This is a genomic window from Lederbergia ruris (genome assembly GCF_018332955.1).
In the GTDB taxonomy this organism is placed as follows: domain Bacteria; phylum Bacillota; class Bacilli; order Bacillales; family Bacillaceae_C; genus Lederbergia; species Lederbergia ruris.
The window spans coordinates 1-25944 of sequence record NZ_BORB01000048.1 but is presented as its reverse complement, the minus strand read 5'-3'; the positions used below and the strand labels follow the sequence as shown (position 1 = coordinate 25944).

Sequence of the window (25944 nt, the reverse complement as noted above, 5' to 3'; positions counted from 1 at the left end):
TCGCCCTTGTTACTTGTAATTCAAACCATTGGCGTGTTTGTCAAGAGCGATTGCGGTAGCTTACCACCACATTTAGACCGTAGAGCTACGTTTAGGCTTTTGTTTTCATAGAATTTTTGACACTACCGTTTTGAATGTCTCAGTTATTTAAAATAGAGGCTCGCATGATTTGTCGAGTTAAATAAGTCCATTTTCCGTTTCACTACTTCTTTTGCTGCATTACGAGCACTTGGCATAATGACATCTGGCTCATATGCTCCTGGATTATCCGTCAAAAAACGTCGCATTTCCTGGAAGAAAGCACTTTTCATATCTGTTGATAAATTAATTTTTGCTACCCCATGAAGATAAGTTTGTGAAATCTCTTCATCTTTATTATCACTTCCACCATGAAGAACAAGAGGAATTCCGACGTTTTGATTAATTTCAGCAAGCAAATCCAATTTTAACTCTGGTTTCCCAGCATGCTTATATTGTCCATGTGATGTTCCGATCGCGACGGCCAATGTATCTATGCCTGTTTCTTCAACAAACCTTTTTGCATCGTTTACATCTGTATATAGGATTTTATCTGCGCCACCTTCAGAGCTTCCTTCATTTGATCCAATCGTTCCTAACTCAGCTTCAACCGACACATTCACGTCATGTGCGATTTTAACAACTTCTTTCGTAATCGCTATATTATCCTCAAATGAAGCATGTGAGGCATCAATCATAACTGAGGTATAACCATTCCTAATTGCTCTCATTACATCCTTTATAGATGCACCATGATCTAAGTGAATAGCCATAGGAACTTTTGTATTTCTACATTTTTCTCGAACATAGGCAACAAATTCATCTCCAACTAATTCAATCTCATTCGGATGAATTTGAATGATGGCAGGTGCATTCTTTTCCTCGGCAGATTCAATCACAACTCTAACAAATTCACTATTCGCCACGTTAAAGGACCCTACTGCAAATTTATTTTTGTATGCTACTTCTAAGAGTTCTTTCATATTCATTAACATATTTATCTCTCCTTGATGTTTTATATTTGATTCCAAGTTTCTATAAATTCTTTTTCGCTTACTGCATGAACAAGTTTTCTTACATCTTTCATATTTTTCGTTTTTTGAAAGATTTCAGTAAATGTGTACTCATTTCGTTCGATATCTGAGGATGGGATGTACATAATAATGAGCTGAACAAGTTCATCCCCCCATCTTATTGCTTTGTTATTAATTCCAATAATCACCTTCTCTTTATAATCCTTCATCTCTAAATAAGGATGAGGGATTGCCACTAAATTCCCAATAGACGTGTAAGAGATTCTCTCTCTTTTCATAGTAGGTTCATAAAAATGCTCCTGGTTATTTAGTGATAGCAGATGACGAATAGCTTCATCAGGGCTATTTTCATGAATCCAATAAATTGACGCCCGGTCGATAATTGAATTTTGGGCTTTAAGAAAGAACCTTATTTTTTTAATATCACTACGTTGGAAGCCGCTTTGGATCGCAATAAAATCGGCTGTGGTTTGGGGTGTAAACGATAAATTAATCCCAATGTATAAATAGGAAAGGTCAAAAACATAGTCCGTTGAACACCTATCTATTCTACATATTTCAAGTTCATCAAAGTACGTTGCTATTTTAGAAGCAAGCAGCTTTGTTCGTTCATAGTTTCTACTATAGAGAATGATCGTCTTTATTTTCCTTTTATCCTTTGAGTCAAGAATAACTTGAATATGATAGGCTAAATAAGCAATTTCACTATCTTGAATTTCTACAAGAAACGCTTTCTCGATTTGTAAAGCGATATTAGAAGCGATACTAAATGAAAAAAAGTATTCTGACTTCGCTTCTTTTACAAACGGATTATAAATAAGCAAATTATGTGAAGCAGGGTAGATAATTCGATAAATGTGATTTGATATATTATTTCTAAAACGTTGTTTAGAGTAAACAGGCACTTGATAGGCTTGTTCTACTTGAAGCAAAATGGCTTCAATTTTACCGACAATTTCCGGATCCTTATTTTCTATTATGGATCCATTCAAATCTAGCTGTAACGATATTAAATAATTGGTCAAAAAAATGGCTTCTTCATCCGTCATCTTGACATAATCACCCAACTGAGATCGAAAGGCTTCTTCAACCTCAAACTCTTTAAACCCCGCTAAATTAGTTAGTTCTGCATCCTCAATATTAACTAGAGCGTGATGATTAATTTGATGAATAATGATAATTAATTGGACCGTAATTTTTTTATATACCTCAAATTCTAAATTTAGTTTGAATCTTATATTGATTTCATCCACCATTTCAAAAACGTTTTCAATCACTTCTGTATCTACCCATGAACGGAAACCATTTACTACAAAATCCTTATACACTTCCTTCTTAATAGAGATGGATGTAAAGAATCTCTCTAATAAAATTCTTTTTTGCATTTCTGTTCCGGTTAATTTAATGCCTTTAAATACCTTTGCATCTATGGCAACATCAATACCTAAATTCTGAATATCCATTGTCAGCTTCTGAATCCGACTTCGAATTGTCTGGGGTGAATAAAAAAATTTGTCAGCAATTTCATCGTAAGTAGTATAGTTGTCTTTATTCATTAAGAACTGAATAATTTGAAACTCGAGAAATGCTTCTTCTAACTCTTTTTCATTAGCGCCCACCCTTTCTTGAACAACTGCACGATTGTCAACAGGGCTAATCGCATATCCCTGCGATGATGAGGTGATGACAACGTCACTAGAGCTATCGTTAATTTCCTTAACATAGTTTCTAATTGTACGATCAGTCACACCCAATATTTCAGCTAGTGTTGTAGCGGATACATAGTCCCCATTTTGGTTAAATAGAAAGTCAATTAATTGATGATGTTTCTTATGCAAACCAACCACAACCTTTCTAGTGCGTGTTCAAAAAGGAGGATAAAAAGGACCAAGAAGTTCGAGGCGGCGAAGCCTTCGAGCAGCGGACTTGTACAGGATGTACTGACTTCCGTGTTGCCCACAGGACGTGGGCGGTTTTAACGGAAGATCCTTATCACCTGATACATGAGCAGCGGAGAAGCAAGCCAACGAAGAAATTCGCAGTGTCATTTTTACCGGACTTTTTGAACATCCTCTTCTATGTCTTTATTTTAAAAGACAGCAATGGGAAGCGCTATATCAGTAAATTTTCCTATCTGTAGGAAAATTGGTAGTCTAATTCTTTTTGTTTTTTATCGGAAATTATTGAGAGAAGTGGAGATGACAAACTTGCCCTATTAAAGGAGGTAAGAGTGGGTTTTTACCTAAGATCTAGTTGGTTCCTCATTGTCCTCGTGTAAATATTCCCTTCAGACTTAAATTTAATAGGTTCAATCATTTTTTATTTATGTTTCGTGGTATTCGTTTAGTTTTCTAACATTAGATTTTCCTGATATAATTTCTCCCATTTTGTATCTTCTTATGTATTGCATTTCTAGCGCCCCTTCATACCAAAGAGTCTTCATTTTTTGAACCATTTAATGGCGTGGAGACCAAAACAAAAGCCTCGTGATCCTTTCATTGGATGATCACAAGGCTTTGTCGCGGCACTTATTCTGTTGCCACTTGTTTTGTTCTGACTTTCACTTCACTTTTAGCATCTTCCATAGGTGGTTTCACACGCTTCATAAACAAGGCAAGAATAAGTGCCAAAACAGCGATAAGTGTGGAAATAAAAAATGCATGGGTGATTCCATCTAACATAGCCTGATGCCCAATTAATTCCTGCATTTTGGCCAATGCTTCTGGGGTCAGCTGTACATTAGGATCAGCCTTTGCTGCCGCCTCTGCAGCCAATTGTTTACCTGAGCTTGCTGCCCTTTTAGACATGACTGTAATCATAAAGGCCGTTCCGATCGCTCCGGAAACTTGTTGAAGCGTGTTATTAATTGCTGTTCCATGTGGATTATCCTTCATAGGCAATTGGTTCATTCCATTTGTCATAACAGGCATCATCACCATGGACATTCCAAACATTCTAAATGTATAAAGAAGCACTAAATGTACAATCGAAGTGTCCAATGTTAACTTCGAGAATAAGTATGTGGTAATAATCATAATGGATAATCCAGTAACCGCAAGAATTCTTGCCCCATACTTATCAAATAAGCGACCTGTAATAGGAGACATAATCCCCATCATTAAAGCACCAGGTAACATTAATAATCCCGAATTCAAAGGGGAAATTCCTCTTAATTCTTGGACATAAAGAGGCGTTAAAATCATTCCAGAAAACATCGATACTGCAATGACAATGGAAATACCAGATGACAAAGCAAACATTGGATGTTTATAAACTCGGAATTCAAGCATAGGCTCCTTCATTTTTAGTTGGCGTAAAATAAAGATAATCAATCCAATTGTTCCTACCGCTAACGGAACATATGATTGAGGTGATCCCCAACCAACTTCTTGATCCCCAGCTGAACTGAAGCCATATAAAATTCCTCCAAAGGCAATACTTGATAAAACTAGCGAAAGAAAATCAAGATGGACATCCTTTTGTGGAGTAATATTTTTCAATTTAAAAACTGCGAGCACCAAAACTAAGATAGCAAATGGCAAAACGACAGAGAACAAGGCTCTCCAACTAAAGGTTTGGATCAGATATCCCGATAAAGTTGGACCAATGGCAGGTGCGACGATCATAACTAAACCGAAAAAGCCCATTGCTGTTCCTCTCTTTTCCACCGGAAAAGCTGTTAACATAACATTCATTAGCAATGGCATCATAATCGCGGACCCTGCTGCTTGAATCATTCTTCCTGTAAGCAATAGGCCAAAATTAGGCGCAATAAGAGCAAGTAATGTTCCTAATGAAAATAAACTCATGGCTGTAATAAACAAACTTCTATTCGAAAAACGTTGGATAAAAAAAGCACTCGCAGGGATGAGAATGCCGTTTACTAGCATATACCCTGTTGCTAACCATTGAACCGTTGCTGTTCCAATTTCAAACTCTCTTGAAATAGACGGTAAAGCAATATTAATTAAAGTATTATTTAATATCGAGACAAATGCACCAATAAAAAGAACCGCTATAGCACCATAAGGCGGTTTTTTTTGAATGGATTCAATATCCATGTAAATTCCCCCAATCAATCTTTCATCTGTAATAGTATAAGCCGAACTCATTACTTTAAACATTTTAAACCCATGGTCTAAAAAAATCAACAAAAACTTTTTAAACCTAAAAAAAATTTGTCTAAACCGTGCCATTAAGGTAAAATACATTTTAGACTACGAGTACAAAAGGTGAGATTATGAATCAGAGAAAAAAACAAATTATTGATGTAGCACACCGTCTCTTTATCGAAAAGGGATTTTCGGCCACATCGATTAAGGATATATTGAATGAAGCAAATATCGCGAAGGGAACCTTTTACAATCATTTTGCCTCAAAGAACGATTGCTTAATCGCTATTCTTGAAATGGTTCGAGAGGAAGCCCAAACGATCCGAGAGGAGATTTCTTTTGGAAAAGCAAAGAATGATCCAGATGTATTTGTCCAGCAAGTATTAGTTCGGATGGAAATGAATCGGCAACAAAATTTAATTCCATTGTTTGAATCTGTCTATAGCTCAAAAGATCCAGATTTAAAAAATTTCATAAAAAAACAACATAAAGCAGAGTTACAGTGGGCGGCTTCGAGAATCGTGGATTTATTTGGGGATCATACAAAAGAGTACGCCATCGATTACACCACCATCTTCTTCGGAATGATCCATTACATGACACATGTTTGGATGTTAGGTTCTACAAAAAAATATGAATTAAGAGAAATGATTTATTATACTTTAAAACAGTTAAGGGGCATTATTTCGAATCAGAATAAAGAAAGTAAACCTTTCTTTCCAGCCGACTGGTTTCCCCCTTATAATAAGGATATACAAGTAGATCCAATAGATATAAAGAAACAATTTGTAACCCAGTTGGAAATATTACTTAAGAGAATGGATGATATGGCTGTAAAACAAGGACGAAAAGAACGGTTTGAATTTTTGCATTCAGAATTACAAACCGATTCACCTAGAGACTTCTTAATTGAGAGTGTTCTTCATTCGATCAAGAGAAAAGCTGATTCCTCCTTTTTCAAAAACGAAATTCAAGAAATCATCCAGTTAGGCCAGCAATATTTGCAACATCATGATCATTAATCCATAATGAACAAAAGCGCAAGCGCCCGTTTAGCGACGTACAAACTTAAGGTAATAAGGTTGAACGGCTAAAGACGCGCCGTCCTGGCGCAACGCCGTTCTGACCAACATCCTGTTGGCCTGAGATAAAGGAAACACGATGAACCACGAAAAGCGGAAGGCGGTTGTTTAGGGGCGACAAGCAAATATTCCCTTCCTAGGTTCAGGGTTATTTGACCTCGAGCCCCTACCGCCTGTAGCTAGACACCAAAGGGTGAATCGATGTTGACTTATCGTAGGAAGGCACCGAAAAATTTGCTAGTCGCTGGGCGCTGGAGCTGGATGTCAAACCGCAACTAAACAGTTATCCACAAGTCGAGAATTTTATAATTTCCTAGACCACAAAGAAAGAAAAAGGATCTCCTATTATTCTCGATGGGAGATCCTTTCTCTTTAGTGCAATCCCGGGTTTCCTTGTTGTCGTAAAGCTTCATAGACAAGAATGGCCGCTGTATTCGATAAATTAAGTGAGCGAACATGATCATTCATCGGAATCCGCAAGCAATGATCCATATTCTCTTCAATTAAATCTTTTGGTAATCCTTTCGTTTCCCTTCCAAAAATGAAATAATGATGGATGGAAGGATTACTGTAATCAAAGGTTGTATGAGGTTTTTGGCCGAATTTGGTCAAATAATAAAATTGTCCCTCATGATTCTTGGCAAAAAACTCTTCAAGTGAATCGTAATAAGTAATGTTCACAAACTCCCAATAATCTAATCCGGCACGCTTTAACATTTTATCTTCCGTTGAAAAGCCGAGCGGTCGAATCAGATGTAAATGAGTGTCTGTTGCGGCACAAGTTCTAGCAATATTTCCTGTGTTTGCTGGAATTTCTGGTTGATATAACACTACATGGTTTGGCACTTCGTTCACCTCATCAAAAAACGTTACTGTGCCATTATACACTAAAATTTCAAGAATCATCTATAATCGTATACATTTTATATTGAATATTTGGTGTATAGGCGGTTGAATCTTCATAAGCCCAATATCTCATTCGGCTATTATACGTATGAGCGTTGACGAGTGGCTCTCCTGCCGCGTCCTTAGCAGTCACTATCGTATTATGATCAAAACGGCCATCCCCTTGAAAATCATAACAAATCACATCTCCTAATTTTAATTCGCGTGGATCATTCACCTCCTGTGCTCGCAAGCCAACCGTTGAACTGCCAAGGTGAATTTTTAGGGCATTGGCGACAGACCAACTATAGCTCCAGTTATTATTTTGGTACCACCATCCTTTGCCGCGATTGGGATGCCCTCTCATCGGAGCACCTCCAGCATGAAGACATTGCGATATATAATTTGTGCAATCGACTTCAAATTTTTTATAGGCAGGATTGTAATCATCCCACCATGTTTCTGCGTATCGTACTGCTTTTAAGCGATCATAAATATACGTAACTCTTTCTGTTTCTTCTACAAATTCAGGAAGATCTGTCTCATGTTTTGGATACTCAACCGATGTCTCCTGATCCTGGACTAATTTATTTTTAAAGAAACTTGCTTTCCGTTGTTCGATTTCTTCTTCTATATACATTAAATCTGATTGTTTGATTAAATATTTCAAATGAACTTGATAAGAAATCTGATCTTGCCCTTCCCCTCTTTCTATTGTGACAATTTTTCCTTTTCCCGTAGCCTTCACCAAAGCTGCCTTCCGTTTCATTAGAGAATCCAGTTTTTTAATGACCTTTTCCTCTTTCGCCTTTTTTCGCTTAACCAACTGGTCTATTCTGTCTTCCAGTGCTAATACTAATTGCTGTTTCACCTCATCCCTCCTTTGTAAAATATATGCAGTAAACCCGCAATCCAATGATCATAAGATAGATTTTAAAAGAAAAGAGAACAAAGCCTATGCCTCGTTCTCCTTGTGGAAAAATTGCAACCCCTTTTCAATTTCATTTAACACTGAAACATCTTGTTCTTTATTTTTCGCCTGCAGCAATGCCTTTTTTGCTTCCTCGCCACCAATTTTTCCTAAAGCCCAAGCAGCGGTACCCCGAATAACAGGGCGAACGTCCTCTTCCATGACCTTCACCAATTTGCTGACAGAATCTTTTTCCTTAAAATGAGCCAATGCAATGATCGCATTTCTTTGAATTGGTTTTTTTCCACGCCAAGAACCAGACATATCCCCGAAAATCTCTTTGAATTGACGATTCGATAACTCTAATAAAGGATCTAATAATGGTTTGACTATTTCCGGTTCTGGCTCCATTGCTTCATGATGATGAAAATCCATCCCCTTATTTTTCGGACAGACGGATTGACATGTGTCACATCCATATAAACGATTGCCGATCTTTGTTCGGAACTCATCTGGTAGAAAATCCTTTGTCTGGGTTAAATAAGCAATACAGCGTTGCGCATTTAGTTGACCAGCTTGCACTAAAGCCCCTGTTGGACATGCATCTAAACACATGGTACATTCCCCACATTGATCCTGAAGCGGTTCATCTGGCTCAAGCGGAAGATTGGTAATCATTTCTCCTAGATAGACATACGAACCGTATTCTGGTGTAATAATCGAACAATTTTTTCCACTCCAGCCGATCCCTGCCCGCTCTGCGACAGCTCGATCTACGAGCTCGCCTGTATCGACCATTGATTTGATTTTTGTTTCTGGAACACATTCCTGTATATATACAGCTAATTGGGTTAATTTTTCACGAACAAGCTGGTGATAATCGATTCCCCATGAAGCGCGACAAAACAAGCCCCTTCTTTCTCCTTTTTTGCCTCGAGGTGGGTTCTCCATTCTAGAAGGATAAGCCAGAGCAATGGCAATAATGGAGCGTGGCCGTTCAAATATGAGGGAAGGATCTACTCGCTCATCGATATTTTTATGTTCAAATCCTGACTGATACCCCAGCTCTTGTTGTCGGATCAATTTATTTTTCATCTCGATGAAAGGATCAGAGCTGGCAAATCCAATTTTATCAATACCTATTTCTTTACTAAACTCGATAATATCTTGTTTCAGTTGATCATAGTCCATAAGCTCGTCTCCTTTCTTCTAAATGATGCTTACATACTATGTTACACTATATAAAATGCGATGAAGAGGTGAAAAAAATGGATATTACAATTGAAGCACCGCTTTCTAGAAAAATAACTTCTATGAAATTTGGGATCATTCAATATCATAACATCATTGTAGAAGATTCCCCACCATACTTAAAAGGAAAATTACGCTATTTCCAAGAAACTCGATTTTTCGATTTAGAAGATCAGACAATTGGAGAAATACCAGAAATAAAAGAATGGCGTCAAATTTTTAAAACACTAGGAAAAAGCCCTAGTCGGTATCGTCCTTCTGCTGAATCGTTATTACGTAGGGTGCAAAAGCAACAATATCTTCATGATCTTCATTCAGCAGCAGATCTGAATAATTTTTTCTCATTAAAGCACGCTATCCCAATCGGACTTTATGACCTTGAGAAAATCCAAGGTAATGTAAAATTGGGGATTGGCAATGCCCATGAGACATTCGAAGGCTTAAACGGGAGGGAAAACAGTGCGGAAAACTTGCTAATTGCCAGAGACCAGATCGGCCCCTTTGGCAGTCCATTTGTTGACTCCGTTCGAACAGCTGTGACAGAAAACACAACCTCCGCTTTACAAATTGTCTATTTTGCACCAAGCATCACAGATGATGCGGCCGATCAAATACTAAACACCATCACATCTATGTTTTATCAGGTACTTGGTGGAACGGCAAAATCACAAATCATTTTAAGCTAAATTGAAATTAGATAATCTTAGCCTGCCCCTATGATAAACCTTGGCAGGCTTATCACTTTTTACATGGTAGCTACACCGTACATCCAAATACCTATTGGATCTACGTTTTTGCTGCTCCTTTGTGTTTTCGTACATCCAAACGCCTATTGGATCTACGTTTTTGCTGACCCTTTGCATTTTCGTACATCCAAACGCTTCTTGGATCTACGTTTTTGCTGACCCTTTGCATTTTCGTACATCCAAACGCTTCTTGGATCTATGTTTTTGCTGACCCTTTGTGTTTTCGTACATCCAAACGCTTCTTTGAGGCTCCTGTACACGTTTTTGTGATTTTCAAAGTGTTTTGTACTCATGAAACTCTTAACATGTGTTTTAATAAAGGGAACTTCGATCATTTGTGTAATCTCAAGCATTAGAAACTTCAGCAAAAAATAATCACATGAAGAAAAACGCAAGCGCCCGTTTAAATAGATGAACGGTTAAGGATGCGCCGTTCTGATCAATATCCTGTTGGCTGAGATAAGGAAACACGATAAGCCACGAAAAGCGGAAGCCGGTTGTTTAGGGGCGCTGGTGCTGGACAAAAAATGAAACGAGCTCCGAAGAAATCTAAAGAAAAATTTTATACTTTCCCACCATATAAAAAACGCAAAGCCCTGTTTTTTATATAAAACAAAACCCTGCGTTGGTATGTATGGAGCGGGTGATGGGAATCGAACCCACGACAACAGCTTGGAAGGCTGTAGTTTTACCACTAAACTACACCCGCACTATTTCCTCAAAAAGTTGACCTTAACATTATACAAAACATGTGAAGAAATTGCAACATTCGTCATATATTTTCCATATTTTAAGAAACCTTGTTTACGAGCGGATAGAAGAACCCCCGCTCAAACCGGGCGTTCTTCTATCTCATTGCTTATTTTTATGAAAACTGTTCCACAAAAATTGCACCATTTCTCCTGGCCGTACAGGATCACTTGCATGGCGGAAGACAAAGGGAATGCCATATTCATCATATTTTTTCTTTAACATAAATCCATGTATCGGGTGATGAATCACCTCACCAACAGGTGCATCGGCAGGAATATAAGGTTGATCAAACGCATAATCATACGTCATAAACGCCGGAGGAGCCGCTGCTGACATATAGTTAATGGCGGAGGCTTTTTCCGCAATCCGCAAGATATTAGGATGATACAGTTCGTCGGTGGAAGGAATTCCATAAAATAAAGCGATATTCGGCTGGATATGGGGACCGTTGTAAATATCTTCGTAAAAACGCTGATCCTTTGATACTTGTGTTCCAAAACCGATGAAAGCAGAGACATTGGATGGTACTCGTTCGATTGGATCAGAACTCGCCGGTTTTGCCAAGTCCCCATTAAGGGCATTCCATAATGCAATATGCCCACCAGCAGATGAACCGGAAGTCGCGATGAGATGGGCATCAATCCCCCACTCTTCTGCTTGACTTCTTACAAATTGAATCGCTCTTGTTCCATCCCGCATCGGGGCTGGAAAGGGATCTGTTGTAATAAAACGATAATTGCACGTCACCACAGAAATTCCAGCTTGCAAACATTCATCCATTAAATCCCTCGTCAAAAAATTGCTTTTATCCCCACCTACATAGCCGCCCCCATGAAAAAAGATTAAAACAGGAGTAGGCTTTCCATCATTTTCCAGAATATAGGCGTCTAACTTATTCCGCTCATAAGAGCCATACGCAATATCCTTGTATTCCTTCACATTCATTCTATCACTCTACCTTTTTCACAAAAATATAGTGTTATTTTATATCCTCGGCATTTGGGTAAATCATTACTTTAATACTCTTTTCCTTCTCATTTAATGCTACTTCAACGGCTTTCTTAATCTCATCCAACGAATACTGATCTGTGATCACTTTTGTTAAATCAACTAGAGGATGATCTAAACTTTGGATCGCATCAGCGTATGTATGAACATATCGAAACACACCAAGCATATCAATCTCCGCATCAATCATGGCTGTCATATCCATTGGCACTTGATTAACAGTCGGTAGACCTACATACACAATCTTTCCACCACGTTTGACCAGTCGAATTGTATCACTGACAGCTTGGACATTCCCTGAAGTTTCTATTAAAACATCAATTTCTTTATTCCCGCTCACTTGGCGAAACTGCTCTAAAAGGTCTCCTTTCGTGGGATCCATTACCCCTTTCACACCCATCTGCAAGGCAAGGTCTCTTCTAAACCCGACCACATCACTTCCATATATTTCTGTCACACCAAACATTTTCGCTGCCTCGATCGCTAATAATCCGATCGGACCCAGTCCTGTTATCAACAACGTATCACCAGGTCCGACTTTCCCCCTTCTCATCGCATGAAATCCGACAGATAAAGGTTCGATCAGTGCCCCTTCTTCAAAACTGACATGATCAGGTAGTTTAAATAAGAACTCGCTATTCACTGTTACATATTCTGCCCAGGCCCCATCATATGGCGGAGTAGCCATAAATTCGACGGCACCACAAAGATTATAACGACCTGACCGACAGTATGCACATTCCCCACAAGGAATTCCTGGTTCAATCGCCACTCGATCGCCAATCCGAATATTTTTCACTTCAGCTCCAAGTTGCACGACGGTCCCAGAAACCTCATGTCCTAAAATAATCGGCTTTTCGACAACATACCGCCCAATTCTGCCATGCTCATAATAATGAACATCAGACCCACATACACCGATACAATGGACCTTGACTAAGGCTTCATTCCTTTTAGGTTCCGGTATCGGGACTTGCTTCACCTCAATATCTTTTGGTTTATTTAGGATTGCCGCTTTCATTTGTTTTTTCATCATGATCTCCTTCCAATCTTAACCTAGGCGTTTCAATATTGGCAGGCTTTGAATGACCACCTTCCAAATTGTAGCGCTATCATCTTATTATTTTAACATATCAACTATCCACATAACGATATCTTTCTAGATTACCGGTAATTCCAAAACTAGGATTGATAATCATCAACTGCTGCCTTTAAAATCGCTAGAGTTTCCTGTTTAGTTAATCGTTTTACGTTCATATCCCATCCACCCTTAGCTACTATACTATCGATAACTCTAATTTTATTTTAATATTTGCTAATCATTCTTGATCCATTTATTCTAACTTAAAAATACGAAAGTGAAAACAAAGCCATTTCACAATGGAAAAGGGAGAACCTGGAAATTTAAAATATAATACCCAGAATTGCAAATATTTTACACTTTAAAATGAAGCGCTTCCAATATACAATTATGATAGAAGCACAAAAAAGCTGAAATTTACTGATGAATGCTACACCCGTATTTAGCAAAAAAAGACAAAAAGGAGTGTCGGTCGATGAGGAAAATATCTTTTATCTTATTACTAGTTAGTTTAATAGCCTGTTTGCTAGTAGCTTGCAGTAATGGAAAATCAGGAGAAAAAGCAAATGGGAAAACGGTTAATCTAAACTTCTCTGCATGGGGAAACCCAGAAGAATTAAAAGTATACAACCGCGCTGTTGATGCCTTTAACGAAAAACACGATGATATCCAAGTTAAACTTACTGGCATACCAAATGATAATTATTTCCAGACTCTACTAACCCGTTTACAAGGTGGCCAGGCACCAGATGTATTTTATGTGGGAGACGCTGATGTTTCAACATTAGTAAATAATGGAACGATCGAGCCTCTCAGCGATTTTCTTGAAACGGATGCTTCTTATGTAAAGGAAGAGGATTTTACGACAGATATTTGGGGAGGAGCAAAGAAAGATGATGTGATTTATGCATTGTCCGTGGATTCCAACCCTTATGTGCTATATTACAATAAAAATTTATTAAAAGAAGTGGGTGCGAAGTCTCCACAAGAGTATTACGATGAAGGCAAGTGGAATTGGGAGGCAATGGAAGAAATTACAAGTAAACTGCGGGATGCCGGTTATTATGGTTTCGTCCAAGGTGGTGCTCATACCGAGATACTGAATTGGGTTTGGAGTAATGGCGGGGAATTTACAGCAGATGGAAAGGTTGTAGCAGATGAAGATGACAACACTCTGGAAGCATTTGAGTTTATAGGGCGAATGATTGAAAATAAGAACTTTATTTTTGGTGGAACATTGCCTGAAGGGCAAGGAGCTGATTCCATGTTTATGTCTAATCAAGTCGGCTTAGTAACGGCAGGCAGATGGTTTACACCTATGTTCCTCAAGACAAACATTGACTTTGATTATATTCCATTTCCATCTAATACGGATGAGCCTATTGGTTCCACAGCGATTGCTACTGCTTATTTAGCAGTGAATTCAAAAAGTGATCATATTCAAGAGGCGATGGAGTTTGTTTCATATTACACATCTACAGAAGGGCAAAAGACAAGACTTGATGGCGAAGGCAACGCTGTCCCATCTGTTTTAGGGATTGATGAAGTAGTTACAAATCAAGAAAAACCAGAACATGGTGAGTATTTGCTAGATGCAAGAGAAAAAGGTGCTGTTGTCAGTGATGAATTCACGGCTCCAGGTTTAGGACAAGAATTAGCGGATATATACGAAGTGTTTTTAATTGGAGATATCTCAGCTGAAGAAGCCGTTCAGCAAGCAGCCGATGTTGCCCGTAAAATGCTCGAAAATAAATAATATTTAAGAATGCAGTACCTTCTAGGCTGTCGGCTATATAAATCTCTTAAAGTGAAGCCGACAGCCTTTTTAAATCAATTTAATAGGAATTTAAAAAGATGTTAGCCAAGTAAAGGAGTGCCAAACTCATGAATAATAAAAACAGAAAATGGTGGGGTTATTTTTTTATCGGTCCCCAATTGATTGGTATGATCGTCTTCTCTGTAATTCCATTAATTTTTGCTTTTGCTTTAAGTATGATGGAGTGGGACGGCTTTGGCGACCAGAGATTTATTGGCTTGGAAAATTATTTTCATTTGGCGAATGATTCAAGTTTTATTAAAGCTTTATTGAATACGGCTTATTATTCTATCCTAGTTATACCTGGTGGATTAATACTAGCATTAGTCATTGCTCTTGCTTTAAATAAGGTAAAGGGAAAGGATTTTTACCGGTTATTCTATTTTATGCCAGTTGTCACAAGCTCGGTATCTGTTGGCGTTATTTGGATGTGGCTATTAAATGGAGACATCGGATTAATTAATCAATTGCTAGATATGATTGGAATTGAAGGGCCTAAATGGTTAACAGATCGCAAACTAGTCTTGCCATCAATTGCCGGGCTGAGTATTTGGTGGGGACTTGGAACAAATATGGTTATTTTCCTTGCAGGTCTTCAATCCATTCCGAGAAGCTATTACGAAGCAGCTGATATTGATGGGGCTAGTAAAATTCAAAAGTTCCGGCATATTACGTTTCCACTTCTTTCACCAACGACATTCTTTGTCGCTATTATGCTTGTCATAAGCTCTTTCCAAGTGTTTGACCAATCTTATGTCATGACACAGGGAGGTCCGGGAAAGGCGAGCTACACACTAGTCTTGCATATTTATGAGATGGCCTTTCGCCGCTCCGCTTTTGGTCCAAGTGCTGCAGCAGCAGTTGTTTTATTCCTTATCATTTTAATTTTTACACTAATCCAATTCTCAGTATCTAAAAGGTGGGTGCATTATGAAGACGGTGGTAGATAATCAACAAATGAAAAGTCCAACACCTCGGGTTTCTAGAAAAAAGGTACAGATAAAGCCAGCCGGCATCATTTTGCATATTGTACTTTTTATTGGTGCATTGCTTTTTGCAGGACCGTTTATATGGATGGCCTTAAGTAGCCTAAAATCATTTGAACAAATTTTCGCTGTACCGCCGGTATGGATTCCTGACCCATTTGTATGGGAAAACTTTACGAATTCATTAGCAGCAATGCCTTTTGGCAAAGCGTACTTTAATAGCTTCTACATTTCGGCTATTGTCGTGTTTTGCCAACTTCTTACATGCTCAATGGCTGCCTATGCGTTTGCTAAAATTAAATTCCCAGGCTCCAACGTTTTATTTATTGGATTTCTTGCAACAATGATGGTTCCGATGCAAGTAACCTTGATTCCTTTATATATTATAATGGATGCCATCGGCTGGGTGAATACGCATTTATCAATTATCGTGCCAAATGCCTTATTTAATGCTTTTGGTGTCTTTTTACTCAGACAGTTTATTATGGGAATTCCTAAAGAAATGGAAGAAGCGGCTGTAGTAGATGGTGCTAATCCACTCTTCATCTTTTTTAAAGTGATATTGCCGTTGATCAAACCAGCATTATCTGCTTTTGGTATCTTTTCATTTATTGGCATTTGGAATAACTTTATCCAACCTCTGACATTCTTAAGTGATCAAGATTTATTCACTGTACCCTTGATGTTATCCACTTTTAAAGGATTATATGTAACAGACTGGCCGTTAATGATGGCTGGTGCAACGATATCTGTTGTGCCCATCCTTATCGTCTATATCTTTGCTCAACGTCAGATTATTGAGGGGATTGCCTTGACGGGCGTGAAGGGATAAGTAAAACATGCGCCACTCCCATAGTGTATAGGCGGACATTGCATACAGATCCTCTGTAAATGTAGCTAATCCTATAGGAGATGTTAGAACAACACTACTAAACGTTCAAAAGAGCTGCCATTTGGATGGTAGCTCTAGTTTTTTACTAAAAGTGAAAAATCACAGTTCATTCGGAATTCACTTGGAGTAACACCGGTGACCTTGCGAAAGGATTTATTAAAATAATTAGAGTTTGTATAACCCACTTCTTCAGCGATTTGTTTGACCGACTTGTTAGATCGATGTAAAAGCTTCGCAGCTCGGCGAATACGAAAATTCGTTAAGTATTGAATGGGTGTCGTTTGCAAATGATCTTTAAACATTTTAATTAAAGTGTATTTAGAAATATTCACATACTCTGCCATATCTTCGAGTGTAATCGAGGCGTGATAATTTTCATCAAGAAAACGAATTACCTGATTTAGTTTATGTGGCATTTTAACATTGTTATCTTCCTCATTAATAAAAAATCGCAAACATTCCATTAAGAATCCATAACTTTGGGAAGAGGCTTCATAAGGATCGCGAATACCTTCTGCCACGGTTTCAGTATAAATAGCTAATAAGGACTGAATCACAGGTGTATCGGGTAAAAGCGAGACAACAGGACCATGTTTATCTATAATATCATCAAAAACTTGCTCCGCAACACTTCCTGTTAAAGTCAAATAAATGAACTCCCAAGGGTCACTATTGCCGGGATAATAGTAACGATGGTTTCCGGGAATACTGATAAAGAAAGCATCGTTTTTTCTTAATGTGTACGTTTTATCTTCAAATTCTAGCTTACCAATTCCAGATAAAGTGTATTGAAACACCAATGTACCATTATCTTGAGGTCGTTTCATATTGTCTAAATCATAAGATTGTGTACTGCGAGTTTCCCATCCAACATTCCATAAATTCACTGGCCTACACTTACTTGGCTCACTAAAACGAAACTGGAACTCGTTGATGGTATTCGTAGGATGCATATTTTCTGTAGACAATCTTAATCTCTCCCTTCGATATCCTTTAACTGACAGTCTACAAAATATTCAAATGGAATTTCAGATCACTATTAAAGTAGAAAAATTGGTTCTTTAAAGTATAGCATCAGAGATAAAAGTTGTACATGAAAACGGATTCCCTCTTCTAAAAGCCAAAAAATTTACTTTTCTATATAGCCCTTATCTTTAAAATTATGGATACCTTAAAAGTTCTTTTAAACTTCTAAAGGAATTTACTTTTAAGGATTGCTAAATATTTTTCGTTATTCGTATAATGAGTACAGGAGACATTTTATATTAATTATGAGGAGAGATACGTATATGAAAAAAACTTTTTCAGGAAACCCGGTATTCCCAGGATGGTATGCCGATCCAGAAGCAAGGATTTTTAATAATCGTTACTGGATATATCCAACATATTCTGCGCCTTATGATGAGCAACTATTCTTTGATGCCTTCTATTCTGATAATCTAGTAGATTGGACGAAAGTGGAGGGGATTTTGAAACAAGATGATATTCCTTGGGCCAAGCGTGCCATGTGGGCCCCTTCTCCGATCGAAAGGAATGGAAAATATTATTATTATTTTGCAGCCAATGATATTCAAAGCAATGAAGAGGTAGGAGGTATTGGCGTTGCCATCTCCGACTCCCCTGAAGGGCCATTTAAGGACGCACTTGGTAAACCTTTAATTGATCAAATTCACTTTGGGGCACAGCCCATTGATCCCCATGTGTTCATCGATGATGATGGGCAAGCTTATTTATATTATGGGGGATGGGGACATTGCAATGTCGTCCTACTCAACGAAGATATGATCAGTTTAGGTTCATTTGAGGATGGATCTACCTATAAAGAAATCACACCTGACAGATTTATTGAAGGCCCTTGCATGATCAAAAGGCAAAATGTGTATTATTTTATGTGGTCTGAAGGCGGGTGGGGCGGCCCTGATTATTCCGTCGCCTATGCCATGTCCAGCTCTCCATTAGGTCCGTTTCACAGAGTCGATAAGATCCTGCAACAAAATCCGGAAGTTGCCACAAGTGCTGGACATCATGGAATGTTGCAAATACCAGAGACAGATGATTGGTATATTGTCTACCATAGAAGACCTTTAACAGAAACAGATGCCAATCACCGAGAGGTTTGTATCGATTCTTTATCCTTTAATAAAGACGGAACGATTGAGCCTGTTACCATCACTTTCAAGGGGGCTCCATACACACCTTTGGAGAAATAGTGCCCAGCTTGCCCCCTCTTCTACCTATGTAGAGGGGGGCTTTTATGCTACGTTGTAATTAAAATCCAAGCCTATATTACGTCCTTTCATTTTTCACAACGAAAATTAACGGTCAACTTGCAATCCAAATATTATTTTGAAAAAATCTTGATAAGTAGAAAGGTAATAATCCGCTCCAGGTTCTTTATTTTGAAATAAGCAGGTTTGGATGCCTAACGTTTTACCTGGAATAATGTCAATCATACGGTCTCCAATGACTAAATCGATCCTGTGTTTTTGATGAAGATATTCATATGAGGCCGCATGTGGCTTGCGTGGATAGCCATCATCCCCTGTCACAATGTCACAGAAATACCCTTCCCAGCCATACGCCTGTAAAGTCTTCAGCACCTCCGTACGGCCACTATGTGTCATAATCACATTTTTATTAGCGTGCATTAAAACTTCTTCTACCCCTGAAAATGGTTTGAATTCATCAGCGGGTAATTGGTTTGCAAGCAAAATAAACTGGTTCACCTGTGCATCACCCAAATCAAAAAATTTAAACGCATGTTTAAAGGAAATTTTGGTTTGAGTGTAGATCTCTTCCTCCGAAACATCATCTTTCTCGATAACCTGTTTTAATATCTTTGCAAAAACCGGATACGTATCAAAAAGGGTACCGTCAAAATCCCATAAGATATTCAATTTGTCATCCCCTCACTTGAAAATCTCTTACTTTTTGTAGAATTTCCACGTGAACACAAACCATTATGAAGATTTCTCTTATAATATTAAAAAGGAGTCTGTGACAAATGGAAATATCCTTGCTTTATTTATTTGTTGGCGTTTGCATTGGTGCTTTACTTTATGTGATAGCAGATTCACGTCCTTTTTTTCTTTTTCTCTTTCTGTGCATTGCTTGGTTACCACTTCTTTTGATTGGAATGCCCTTCATCCCGTTTTTCGATGAAGAAGGCATTTCCATATCCAACCACCACACCAGCTAGACATTCAAAGCCTGGATACCTTATAAAATTTGGGAACAACTTCTTAAAATTAGCTACTCATTAACTGGCTATATTTCATTTTCCGTTATGAATAAACATATCATTCGACTTTCTATATGTTTTGTTCTTCTTCCGTTACCCTGATTTCTTCACGCTCCTAAACTTCACGCAAAAAGGTATTAATATCTTGATTAAAGTTCAGGCTAAAATTTATGCTTTCATATGACAGAAAGCTAAAAGTTCTTCACTTAACCGACATAGCTAATTAATTTGCTTTTTCTTAAGTAGGACAAATCCTAATTTTATTAAATTCCTTTGCAATTTAATTGGCAAGTCTTCAAGGTACTTTTCCATCCATCGTCCATTGGGATTCTAGAAATAACCAAAAAGCTTCCCCATTCATTTGCCATTTCAAATTAAAATATTCGTTCGTATTCAGCAATCGTTGGATCTTTCTTTCACAAAGGAGATTAAATTTAATGTATACAGGATCTACTGACTTCTGCGTTGCCCACAGGACGTGGGCAACGCAGAAGATCCTTATCCTGATACATGGGCACAAGGATAGCTAGCCTAAATCCGCCTTATGAGACTTTTCGAACATCTTTTTCAATATATTTACTAAGAAACAAGCTTTAGACCTACAGTTGCACCTAAAACCATACCAATAAAAACTACCCTTTTCCAATCTTTAGATTCCCCGTATAAAATCATTCCCAATATTGCGGCGCCAGATGCATCGATTCCTGTCCAAATTGCATAAGCAGTACCCATAGGAAGTGTTTCCATAGAATAAGCAAGAAAGATAAAACTTGCTCCAAATCCAAGAATTAAAAGAACTAATGATTGCCAATTACGGTCTTTATGTAATTTATTTATCATTACAACACCAATCATTTCGCACAAACCTGCTAAGATTAAAGAAATCCACGCCATTAAGCTTCATCCCCTTCCTGCACTTCGTAACTAATTTCAAACCAATTACTCCTGCTAATAAAAGTAAAATCAAAAGTGCCTTTTCTAATTTAAATGGTTCTCCAAAGAATAGGATTTCGGAAAACACAGTTCCTGCAGTACCTAGACCTACAAAAACTGCATATACAGTACCTACGGGAAGTTTTCGCCCCGCCATAATCATTACATAGAAGCTAATTATGATTGATATAATCGTACCAGCCCAAGTCCAAAAGTCATTTGCGTGTTTCAACCCAATCACCCAAAATACTTCAAATAGAGCTGCAACAAAAACTTTAATCTAGTTTGTGTTCATTTAAATATGACCTCCAATTTTTTATTCTTGCTATAAAGAACAAAAGCGCAAGCGCCCGTTTAGCGACGTACAAACTTTTTAGGGGCCTGACGAGATAAAGGAAACACGATGAACCCGAAGGGTGAATCGATGTTGACTTATCGTAGGAAGGCCCCGAAAGTTTGCTAGTCGCTGGGCGCTGGAGCTGGATGTCAACCACAACATAAGCAACTTATCCACAAGCTAGGATTTTATAAATTCCTAAGCAATCAAAAAAGCCTGAGAGAAAACTGTTATACAGTTTCTCCCAGGCTTTTATCCTTCCGTGGCACGTCTAGCGTGAGTTTTCTCTCGGACCAGACTAACTTTAAGTTACGGAACCCTAGAAAACATTTAATATATGCAATTAACTAAAATTATACTCACTTTACATATGAATTCAAGACAAATGATATGTCAACACTAAACTAGACACTTTAAATTCCTGGAAAATAATTTGTCGGTTACGTTGGACAGGAACAGATATCGCCCATTTCCGCAAGAATTGTAGCATGTTCCTAATAATGCATATTGGGCTGTTCGTGTTAGATGACCGAAACACTTGCCGAAATATCGCAGTAGCTAAAATTACCTATTCCGCAACCCGCATTCTCATCTCCAGTAAAACCCCTTTTTCCCGGTTTGAGGAGTAGTGCAAGTTTACCAATGACTCAAATATATCACTGATTACCGTTAATTGATGGGCTTCTGCATAATCAAGAAGCCTTTTTAAATTTGTAAAATAATCCTGTTCCGTTAAACTATTGAACGCAATGCACAAGTATTTCCCTTGGGGTATGGTCGCGATCTCAGTATCTTGTGACAACTCCAAGGTATCCTTTTTTGTTAGGACTGGTGTATATAAATATTTATAGGAAACTTCCTCAATATCGGTATAAGGCCGATAGGCGAAAATGGCGCCATAGTCATTGTAGCGAAAACCTTCTGTCGACGCTGTCATTCGCTTAAGTTTCTGAAAAGATGCAGTTAAAATATTGGTCGGATTAATTCCATCGGCTTTTGTCTGAATAATTTGGGTTTCCTCTTCATCTGAAAAAAATACTTCCTCTAAAGCTGGGTATTCCTTTATACGTTGTAACCCCTTTTTCGCGCTTGCAATCGTTTGTTCAATTTGCAATAAATTATCAATTTTTTGCTTGACAAACTTTTCTTGTTCCGTTAAAAATACCAGCAAATCATCTGCCTTTAATTCCTGCACCTTTTTCATTTCTTTTAAAGGAATGCCAATATATTTGAAGGATTTGATTAAGTCCAACAGGTATAACTGCGAGTCATCATAATAGCGATAGTTCGTATTTGGATCAATATAAGTAGGTTTAAACAAGTCAATTTTATCGTAATGCCGAAGTGCTTTTATGGAGATGTTCATTAACTTGGAGACTTCGCCAATGGAATAGAGCCTGTCCACCATGTGTTCATCACATCCTTTAACAATTTAGTTTAACAAAAACCGTATTCCTTGCAATAGACAAAGAATACGGTTTTGCATTGTTTAAGCCTCTTGATGTTGCGGTTCTTTCCATGCAAGTGTAAGCCCAATTCCGATTGCTAAAATAATAGTTGCGAAATAAAACGGATAATTAAGCTTGATATCGAACAATAACCCACCGATTACAGGGCCAATCACATTTCCGACACTTGTAAACATTGAATTCATGCCAGCAACAAAGCCTTGTTCCTTACCGGCAATTCTTGTTAGATATGTTGTTACAGCTGGGCGCATTAAATCAAATCCAATAAATACAGTAATGGTAACAAGTAAAACAGAAAAATATTGCTGAACAACCGTTAATAAAAAAACGAGGACGGTTGATAGCATAAGGCTATATCGGATTAAGCGAATTTCACCTAGCCATTTTGTTAAGGGATCAAATAGCACGACTTGAAAAAAGGCCCCGATAATAGCTCCGCCTGTTATCGCAATGGCAATATCCTTCGGGGTAAACCCAAATTTATGATCGACAAATAATGAAAATAACGATTCGAAGGAAGATAAACCGAACGAGAATATTAATATAATGATAAATGAAATAAAATACATCGGTGCAAAAATGCGTCTCCAACCTGTTTTTTGCCCCACTTTATTTTCTTCGTGTTCAGGGTTTCTTTCCGGTTCATGAAGCAGTATAACCGACAAAATGGCTGCAGCCAAAGCAACGCCTGCCGCAACAAAAAATGGCAATCGAGAATGAATTTCTGCTAAGAAACCCCCGATACCCGGACCAATAATAAATCCTGTTGATATAGCTGCTGACATATAGCCCATGGCTTTGGAGCGTGTGTCAAGCGTAGTAATATCTGCAATAAAAGCTGTTACTGCCGGCATAATGAATGCTGCACTTACCCCACCAAGCATACGTGACAAAAAAAGAACGCTGACTGATTTTCCAATACCAAACAGCAATTCGGAAAAACTAAAGATAATCAAGCCAATTACAATCATTCTTTTACGGCCGAATTGATCAACCCATCGGCCTGCAATTGGTGATACAAGCAGTTGTATAAAGGCAAAGGCAGCAACCATATTACCCACAACCGATCCTGATAAATGCAATTCATTCATGATGGTGGGAACGACTGGAATAACAAGGCTGATTCCCAAAAACGCAATGAATATATTTACTAATACGACCATTAATGCAACGTTGTGTTTCTTCATATTGCTCTACTCCTTAAAAAAACATATATACCATAATTTAATACCTACCCTTAGGGGAGAGTCAATCATTTTTACTCATTTTACAATATTGATGAATAAAAATTAGTTTGCGTCTTTTTCAATGAATGATACGCCTTATGTATGCTCCTTTTTAATGACTACGAAAAAACCCTATCCTTCCTTGTAAAATAAATATGTGCAATGTTTATTAACGCCTTCACTACAGGTAGCGACTCTTCAGCAGATGGGCAGCTATGCCCTATTGTTCGCCACACTGTAGTCTTTAATTTCCTACGCACAAAAGCATCCCCCACGCTTGTACGTGTCTAGTATGGCATACGGCGCCTCCGACCTGTGCTACGTATAAATAGGGGCGCGCACTGTACGAAAAAAGAGCGCTGTGTTTGTACACACATACGCTCTTAAACGTCGTCATTCGATCTATATACCGGTGGCCGGGGTCGAACCGGCACTCCGTGAGGAACACGATTTTGAGTCGTGCGCGTCTGCCTATTCCGCCACACCGGCATAGTTCATGGAGGCGGCAACCGGATTTGAACCGGTGATAAGGGTGTTGCAGACCCGTGCCTTACCACTTGGCTATGCCGCCAGAACCTTATGGAGCGGAAGACGGGATTCGAACCCGCGACCCCCACCTTGGCAAGGTGATGTTCTACCACTGAACTACTTCCGCAAAAACTGGGCTAGCTGGATTCGAACCAACGAATGACGGAGTCAAAGTCCGTTGCCTTACCACTTGGCTATAGCCCAATAATATAATGGGGCGACTAGTGGGAATCGAACCCACGAGTGTCGGAGCCACAATCCGATGCGTTAACCACTTCGCCATAGCCGCCATAAATTAAAAATTGGCAGGGGTAGTAGGAATCGAACCCACATCAAAGGTTTTGGAGACCTTCGTTTTACCATTAAACTATACCCCTAAAATGGTGGTGGGGGACGGATTCGAACCGCCGAACCCGGAGGGAGCGGATTTACAGTCCGCCGCGTTTAGCCACTTCGCTACCCCACCATGAATTCTATTAAATGGTGGCTCAGGACGGAATCGAACCGCCGACACAAGGATTTTCAGTCCTTTGCTCTACCGACTGAGCTACTGAGCCTTATTACTAAGTTTATAAAAATGGCGGTCCGGACGGGACTCGAACCCGCGACCTCCTGCGTGACAGGCAGGCATTCTAACCAACTGAACTACCGGACCTTTATTGCGGGGGCAGGATTTGAACCTGCGACCTTCGGGTTATGAGCCCGACGAGCTACCAGACTGCTCCACCCCGCGACGAAAAAGTGACCCCTACGGGATTCGAACCCGTGTTACCGCCGTGAAAGGGCGGTGTCTTAACCGCTTGACCAAGGGGCCAATATATTTTAGAATGGCGGAGAGCAAGGGATTTGAACCCTTGAGACAGCATTAGCCGCCTACACGATTTCCAATCGTGCTCCTTCGGCCACTCGGACAGCTCTCCAATAATGGCTCCGCAGGTAGGATTCGAACCTACGACCGATCGGTTAACAGCCGATAGCTCTACCACTGAGCTACTGCGGAACAATATGCCTGGCAACGTCCTACTCTCACAAGGGGAAGCCCCTTATTACCATCGGCGCTGAAGAGCTTAACTGCCGTGTTCGGGATGGGAACGGGTGTGACCTCTTCGCTATTGCCACCAGACTTTACTTTCATAGGATGTGCTGATTTCTGTGTACTCACAGGACGTGAGCGATCTTAGCAGAAGATTCTATGAAGAAGCGACATATCCTATTATAACTACTTTTATGTAAAAATCAAGAGAAATTTTTATTATTCTCTCAAAACCAGATAAAGAAGAAGACAAACGAGAAACAACAATTTGAATCCAGCTCCAGTGCCCAGCGACTAGAAAACTTCTACGTTTCTTCCTACGATAAGTCAACATCAGTTCGTCCTATCGGACTCACTGTGTTTCCTTTATCTCAGGCCAACAGGATGTTGGTCAGAACAGCGTTGCGCCAGGAAGGCGCGAATTTAGCTGTTCATCCTTTAAGTTTTTACGTCGCTAAACGGGCACTTCCGCTTTTTAATTGATTAAGTCCTTGACCGATTAGTATCCGTCAGCTACATGTGTCACCACACTTCTACCTCGGACCTATCAACCTGATCATCTTTCAGGGGTCTTAAGGCTTGCGCCTAGGGAAATCTCATCTT

21 protein-coding genes, 14 tRNA genes, 2 rRNA genes and 1 riboswitch are annotated in these 25944 nt (G+C 38.9%); of the genes, 7 read left to right on the top strand and 30 right to left on the bottom strand.

The annotated features are described in order from the left end of the window. Positions 1-143: 143 nt before the first annotated feature. From KI363_RS19200 to KI363_RS19190, 3 genes are all read right to left on the bottom strand, one after another. Positions 144-1013, bottom strand: a complete 870-nt coding sequence (locus tag KI363_RS19200) for a ketose-bisphosphate aldolase (protein WP_212967313.1) — start codon at positions 1011-1013, stop codon at positions 144-146. Positions 1014-1033: 20 nt separating this feature from the next. Then, a complete protein-coding gene (locus KI363_RS19195; protein WP_246516956.1) occupies positions 1034-2899 on the bottom strand; it encodes a BglG family transcription antiterminator in 1866 nt (621 codons plus the stop codon). A gap of 681 nt (positions 2900-3580) precedes the next feature. Beyond that, positions 3581-5113 (bottom strand): DHA2 family efflux MFS transporter permease subunit, encoded by a 1533-nt coding sequence (locus tag KI363_RS19190; protein WP_212967311.1) that lies wholly within the window; start codon positions 5111-5113, stop codon positions 3581-3583. 179 nt (positions 5114-5292) lie between these two features. Between KI363_RS19190 and KI363_RS19185 the strand changes: the two genes are divergently transcribed. Further along, on the top strand, positions 5293-6186 hold the full coding sequence (locus tag KI363_RS19185) for a TetR/AcrR family transcriptional regulator (protein WP_158324071.1): 894 nt from the start codon (positions 5293-5295) through the stop codon (positions 6184-6186). A 432-nt stretch (positions 6187-6618) separates the two neighbouring features. On the opposite strand, the gene trmL is transcribed toward KI363_RS19185, so the two are convergent. The 3 genes from trmL to queG all read right to left on the bottom strand — a co-directional run bounded on the left by trmL (position 6619) and on the right by queG (position 9232). Further along, positions 6619-7092, bottom strand: a complete 474-nt coding sequence (trmL, locus tag KI363_RS19180) for a tRNA (uridine(34)/cytosine(34)/5-carboxymethylaminomethyluridine(34)-2'-O)-methyltransferase TrmL (RefSeq protein ID WP_158324070.1) — start codon at positions 7090-7092, stop codon at positions 6619-6621. 49 nt (positions 7093-7141) lie between these two features. Beyond that, entirely contained in the window at positions 7142-8002 is an 861-nt protein-coding gene (locus tag KI363_RS19175) for an amidase domain-containing protein (protein WP_191967586.1), read from the bottom strand. An 84-nt stretch (positions 8003-8086) separates the two neighbouring features. Next, on the bottom strand, positions 8087-9232 hold the full coding sequence (gene queG, locus KI363_RS19170) for a tRNA epoxyqueuosine(34) reductase QueG (protein WP_212967310.1): 1146 nt from the start codon (positions 9230-9232) through the stop codon (positions 8087-8089). Between the two features lie 77 nt (positions 9233-9309). Here queG and KI363_RS19165 point away from each other — a divergent pair, with 77 nt between their 5' ends. Beyond that, positions 9310-9978 (top strand): B3/B4 domain-containing protein, encoded by a 669-nt coding sequence (locus tag KI363_RS19165; RefSeq protein ID WP_212967309.1) that lies wholly within the window; start codon positions 9310-9312, stop codon positions 9976-9978. Positions 9979-10673: 695 nt separating this feature from the next. Here KI363_RS19165 and KI363_RS19160 read toward each other — a convergent pair. From KI363_RS19160 to KI363_RS19150, 3 genes are all read right to left on the bottom strand, one after another. Beyond that, positions 10674-10747 (bottom strand) — tRNA-Gly (locus tag KI363_RS19160). Positions 10748-10890: 143 nt separating this feature from the next. After that, positions 10891-11736 carry an alpha/beta hydrolase gene (locus KI363_RS19155; RefSeq protein ID WP_158324067.1) on the bottom strand — a complete coding sequence of 282 codons (846 nt, stop codon included), beginning with the start codon at positions 11734-11736 and terminating at the stop codon, positions 10891-10893. A gap of 34 nt (positions 11737-11770) precedes the next feature. Beyond that, positions 11771-12832, bottom strand: a complete 1062-nt coding sequence (locus tag KI363_RS19150; RefSeq protein ID WP_306345197.1) for an NAD(P)-dependent alcohol dehydrogenase — start codon at positions 12830-12832, stop codon at positions 11771-11773. 523 nt (positions 12833-13355) lie between these two features. Here KI363_RS19150 and KI363_RS19145 point away from each other — a divergent pair. From KI363_RS19145 to KI363_RS19135, 3 genes are all read left to right on the top strand, one after another. After that, positions 13356-14636, top strand: a complete 1281-nt coding sequence (locus KI363_RS19145; RefSeq protein ID WP_158324065.1) for an ABC transporter substrate-binding protein — start codon at positions 13356-13358, stop codon at positions 14634-14636. Positions 14637-14764: 128 nt separating this feature from the next. Continuing rightward, positions 14765-15646, top strand: a complete 882-nt coding sequence (locus KI363_RS19140) for a carbohydrate ABC transporter permease (protein WP_158324064.1) — start codon at positions 14765-14767, stop codon at positions 15644-15646. A 7-nt stretch (positions 15647-15653) separates the two neighbouring features. Beyond that, entirely contained in the window at positions 15654-16514 is an 861-nt protein-coding gene (locus KI363_RS19135) for a carbohydrate ABC transporter permease (protein WP_246516957.1), read from the top strand. Between the two features lie 134 nt (positions 16515-16648). Here the strand turns inward: KI363_RS19135 and KI363_RS19130 are convergent, their stop codons facing one another. Beyond that, the gene (locus KI363_RS19130; protein WP_212967308.1) at positions 16649-17542 is read right to left on the bottom strand and encodes an AraC family transcriptional regulator; all 894 of its coding nucleotides are present in this window, start codon (positions 17540-17542) and stop codon (positions 16649-16651) included. 321 nt (positions 17543-17863) lie between these two features. Here KI363_RS19130 and KI363_RS19125 point away from each other — a divergent pair, with 321 nt between their 5' ends. Beyond that, complete coding sequence (locus KI363_RS19125; RefSeq protein ID WP_212967307.1) at positions 17864-18784, top strand: glycoside hydrolase family 43 protein; 921 nt, start codon at positions 17864-17866, stop codon at positions 18782-18784. Positions 18785-18889: 105 nt separating this feature from the next. On the opposite strand, the gene KI363_RS19120 is transcribed toward KI363_RS19125, so the two are convergent. After that, the gene (locus KI363_RS19120; protein ID WP_212967306.1) at positions 18890-19471 is read right to left on the bottom strand and encodes an HAD hydrolase-like protein; all 582 of its coding nucleotides are present in this window, start codon (positions 19469-19471) and stop codon (positions 18890-18892) included. Positions 19472-19578: 107 nt separating this feature from the next. On the opposite strand from KI363_RS19120, the gene KI363_RS19115 reads away from it, so the two are divergent. Next, a complete protein-coding gene (locus KI363_RS19115) occupies positions 19579-19773 on the top strand; it encodes a hypothetical protein (RefSeq protein ID WP_158324061.1) in 195 nt (64 codons plus the stop codon). A 621-nt stretch (positions 19774-20394) separates the two neighbouring features. On the opposite strand, the gene KI363_RS19110 is transcribed toward KI363_RS19115, so the two are convergent. From KI363_RS19110 to KI363_RS19020, 19 genes are all read right to left on the bottom strand, one after another. After that, a complete protein-coding gene (locus KI363_RS19110; protein ID WP_212967305.1) occupies positions 20395-20709 on the bottom strand; it encodes a DMT family transporter in 315 nt (104 codons plus the stop codon). Further along, positions 20645-21028, bottom strand: a complete 384-nt coding sequence (locus tag KI363_RS19105) for a DMT family transporter (RefSeq protein WP_212967314.1) — start codon at positions 21026-21028, stop codon at positions 20645-20647. The genes KI363_RS19110 and KI363_RS19105 overlap by 65 nt, the downstream gene beginning before the upstream one ends. Before the next feature lie 296 nt (positions 21029-21324). Then, positions 21325-21419, bottom strand: a riboswitch (guanidine-I (ykkC/yxkD leader). Positions 21420-21653: 234 nt separating this feature from the next. Continuing rightward, positions 21654-22493 carry a MerR family transcriptional regulator gene (locus KI363_RS19100; RefSeq protein WP_212967304.1) on the bottom strand — a complete coding sequence of 280 codons (840 nt, stop codon included), beginning with the start codon at positions 22491-22493 and terminating at the stop codon, positions 21654-21656. Positions 22494-22574: 81 nt separating this feature from the next. Further along, positions 22575-23741 carry a multidrug efflux MFS transporter NorA gene (gene norA, locus KI363_RS19095; protein WP_158324059.1) on the bottom strand — a complete coding sequence of 389 codons (1167 nt, stop codon included), beginning with the start codon at positions 23739-23741 and terminating at the stop codon, positions 22575-22577. Between the two features lie 446 nt (positions 23742-24187). Further along, positions 24188-24269: transfer RNA gene (locus tag KI363_RS19090), tRNA-Leu, on the bottom strand. 8 nt (positions 24270-24277) lie between these two features. Beyond that, positions 24278-24351: transfer RNA gene (locus KI363_RS19085), tRNA-Cys, on the bottom strand. Between the two features lie 9 nt (positions 24352-24360). Beyond that, positions 24361-24435 (bottom strand) — tRNA-Gly (locus tag KI363_RS19080). Positions 24436-24440: 5 nt separating this feature from the next. Next, a tRNA-Gln gene (locus KI363_RS19075) sits at positions 24441-24512 on the bottom strand. 9 nt (positions 24513-24521) lie between these two features. Then, a tRNA-His gene (locus tag KI363_RS19070) sits at positions 24522-24597 on the bottom strand. 14 nt (positions 24598-24611) lie between these two features. Continuing rightward, positions 24612-24685 (bottom strand) — tRNA-Trp (locus KI363_RS19065). Between the two features lie 4 nt (positions 24686-24689). Continuing rightward, positions 24690-24774, bottom strand: a tRNA-Tyr gene (locus KI363_RS19060). A 15-nt stretch (positions 24775-24789) separates the two neighbouring features. Next, a tRNA-Phe gene (locus tag KI363_RS19055) sits at positions 24790-24865 on the bottom strand. Positions 24866-24886: 21 nt separating this feature from the next. Then, positions 24887-24963: transfer RNA gene (locus tag KI363_RS19050), tRNA-Asp, on the bottom strand. A gap of 4 nt (positions 24964-24967) precedes the next feature. Beyond that, positions 24968-25041, bottom strand: a tRNA-Met gene (locus KI363_RS19045). 9 nt (positions 25042-25050) lie between these two features. Beyond that, positions 25051-25122: transfer RNA gene (locus KI363_RS19040), tRNA-Glu, on the bottom strand. Positions 25123-25136: 14 nt separating this feature from the next. After that, positions 25137-25228, bottom strand: a tRNA-Ser gene (locus KI363_RS19035). 5 nt (positions 25229-25233) lie between these two features. Beyond that, positions 25234-25308: transfer RNA gene (locus KI363_RS19030), tRNA-Asn, on the bottom strand. Between the two features lie 7 nt (positions 25309-25315). Next, positions 25316-25431: ribosomal RNA gene (gene rrf, locus KI363_RS19025) — 5S ribosomal RNA — on the bottom strand. 389 nt (positions 25432-25820) lie between these two features. Further along, positions 25821-25944: ribosomal RNA gene (locus tag KI363_RS19020) — 23S ribosomal RNA — on the bottom strand; the annotation flags it as partial.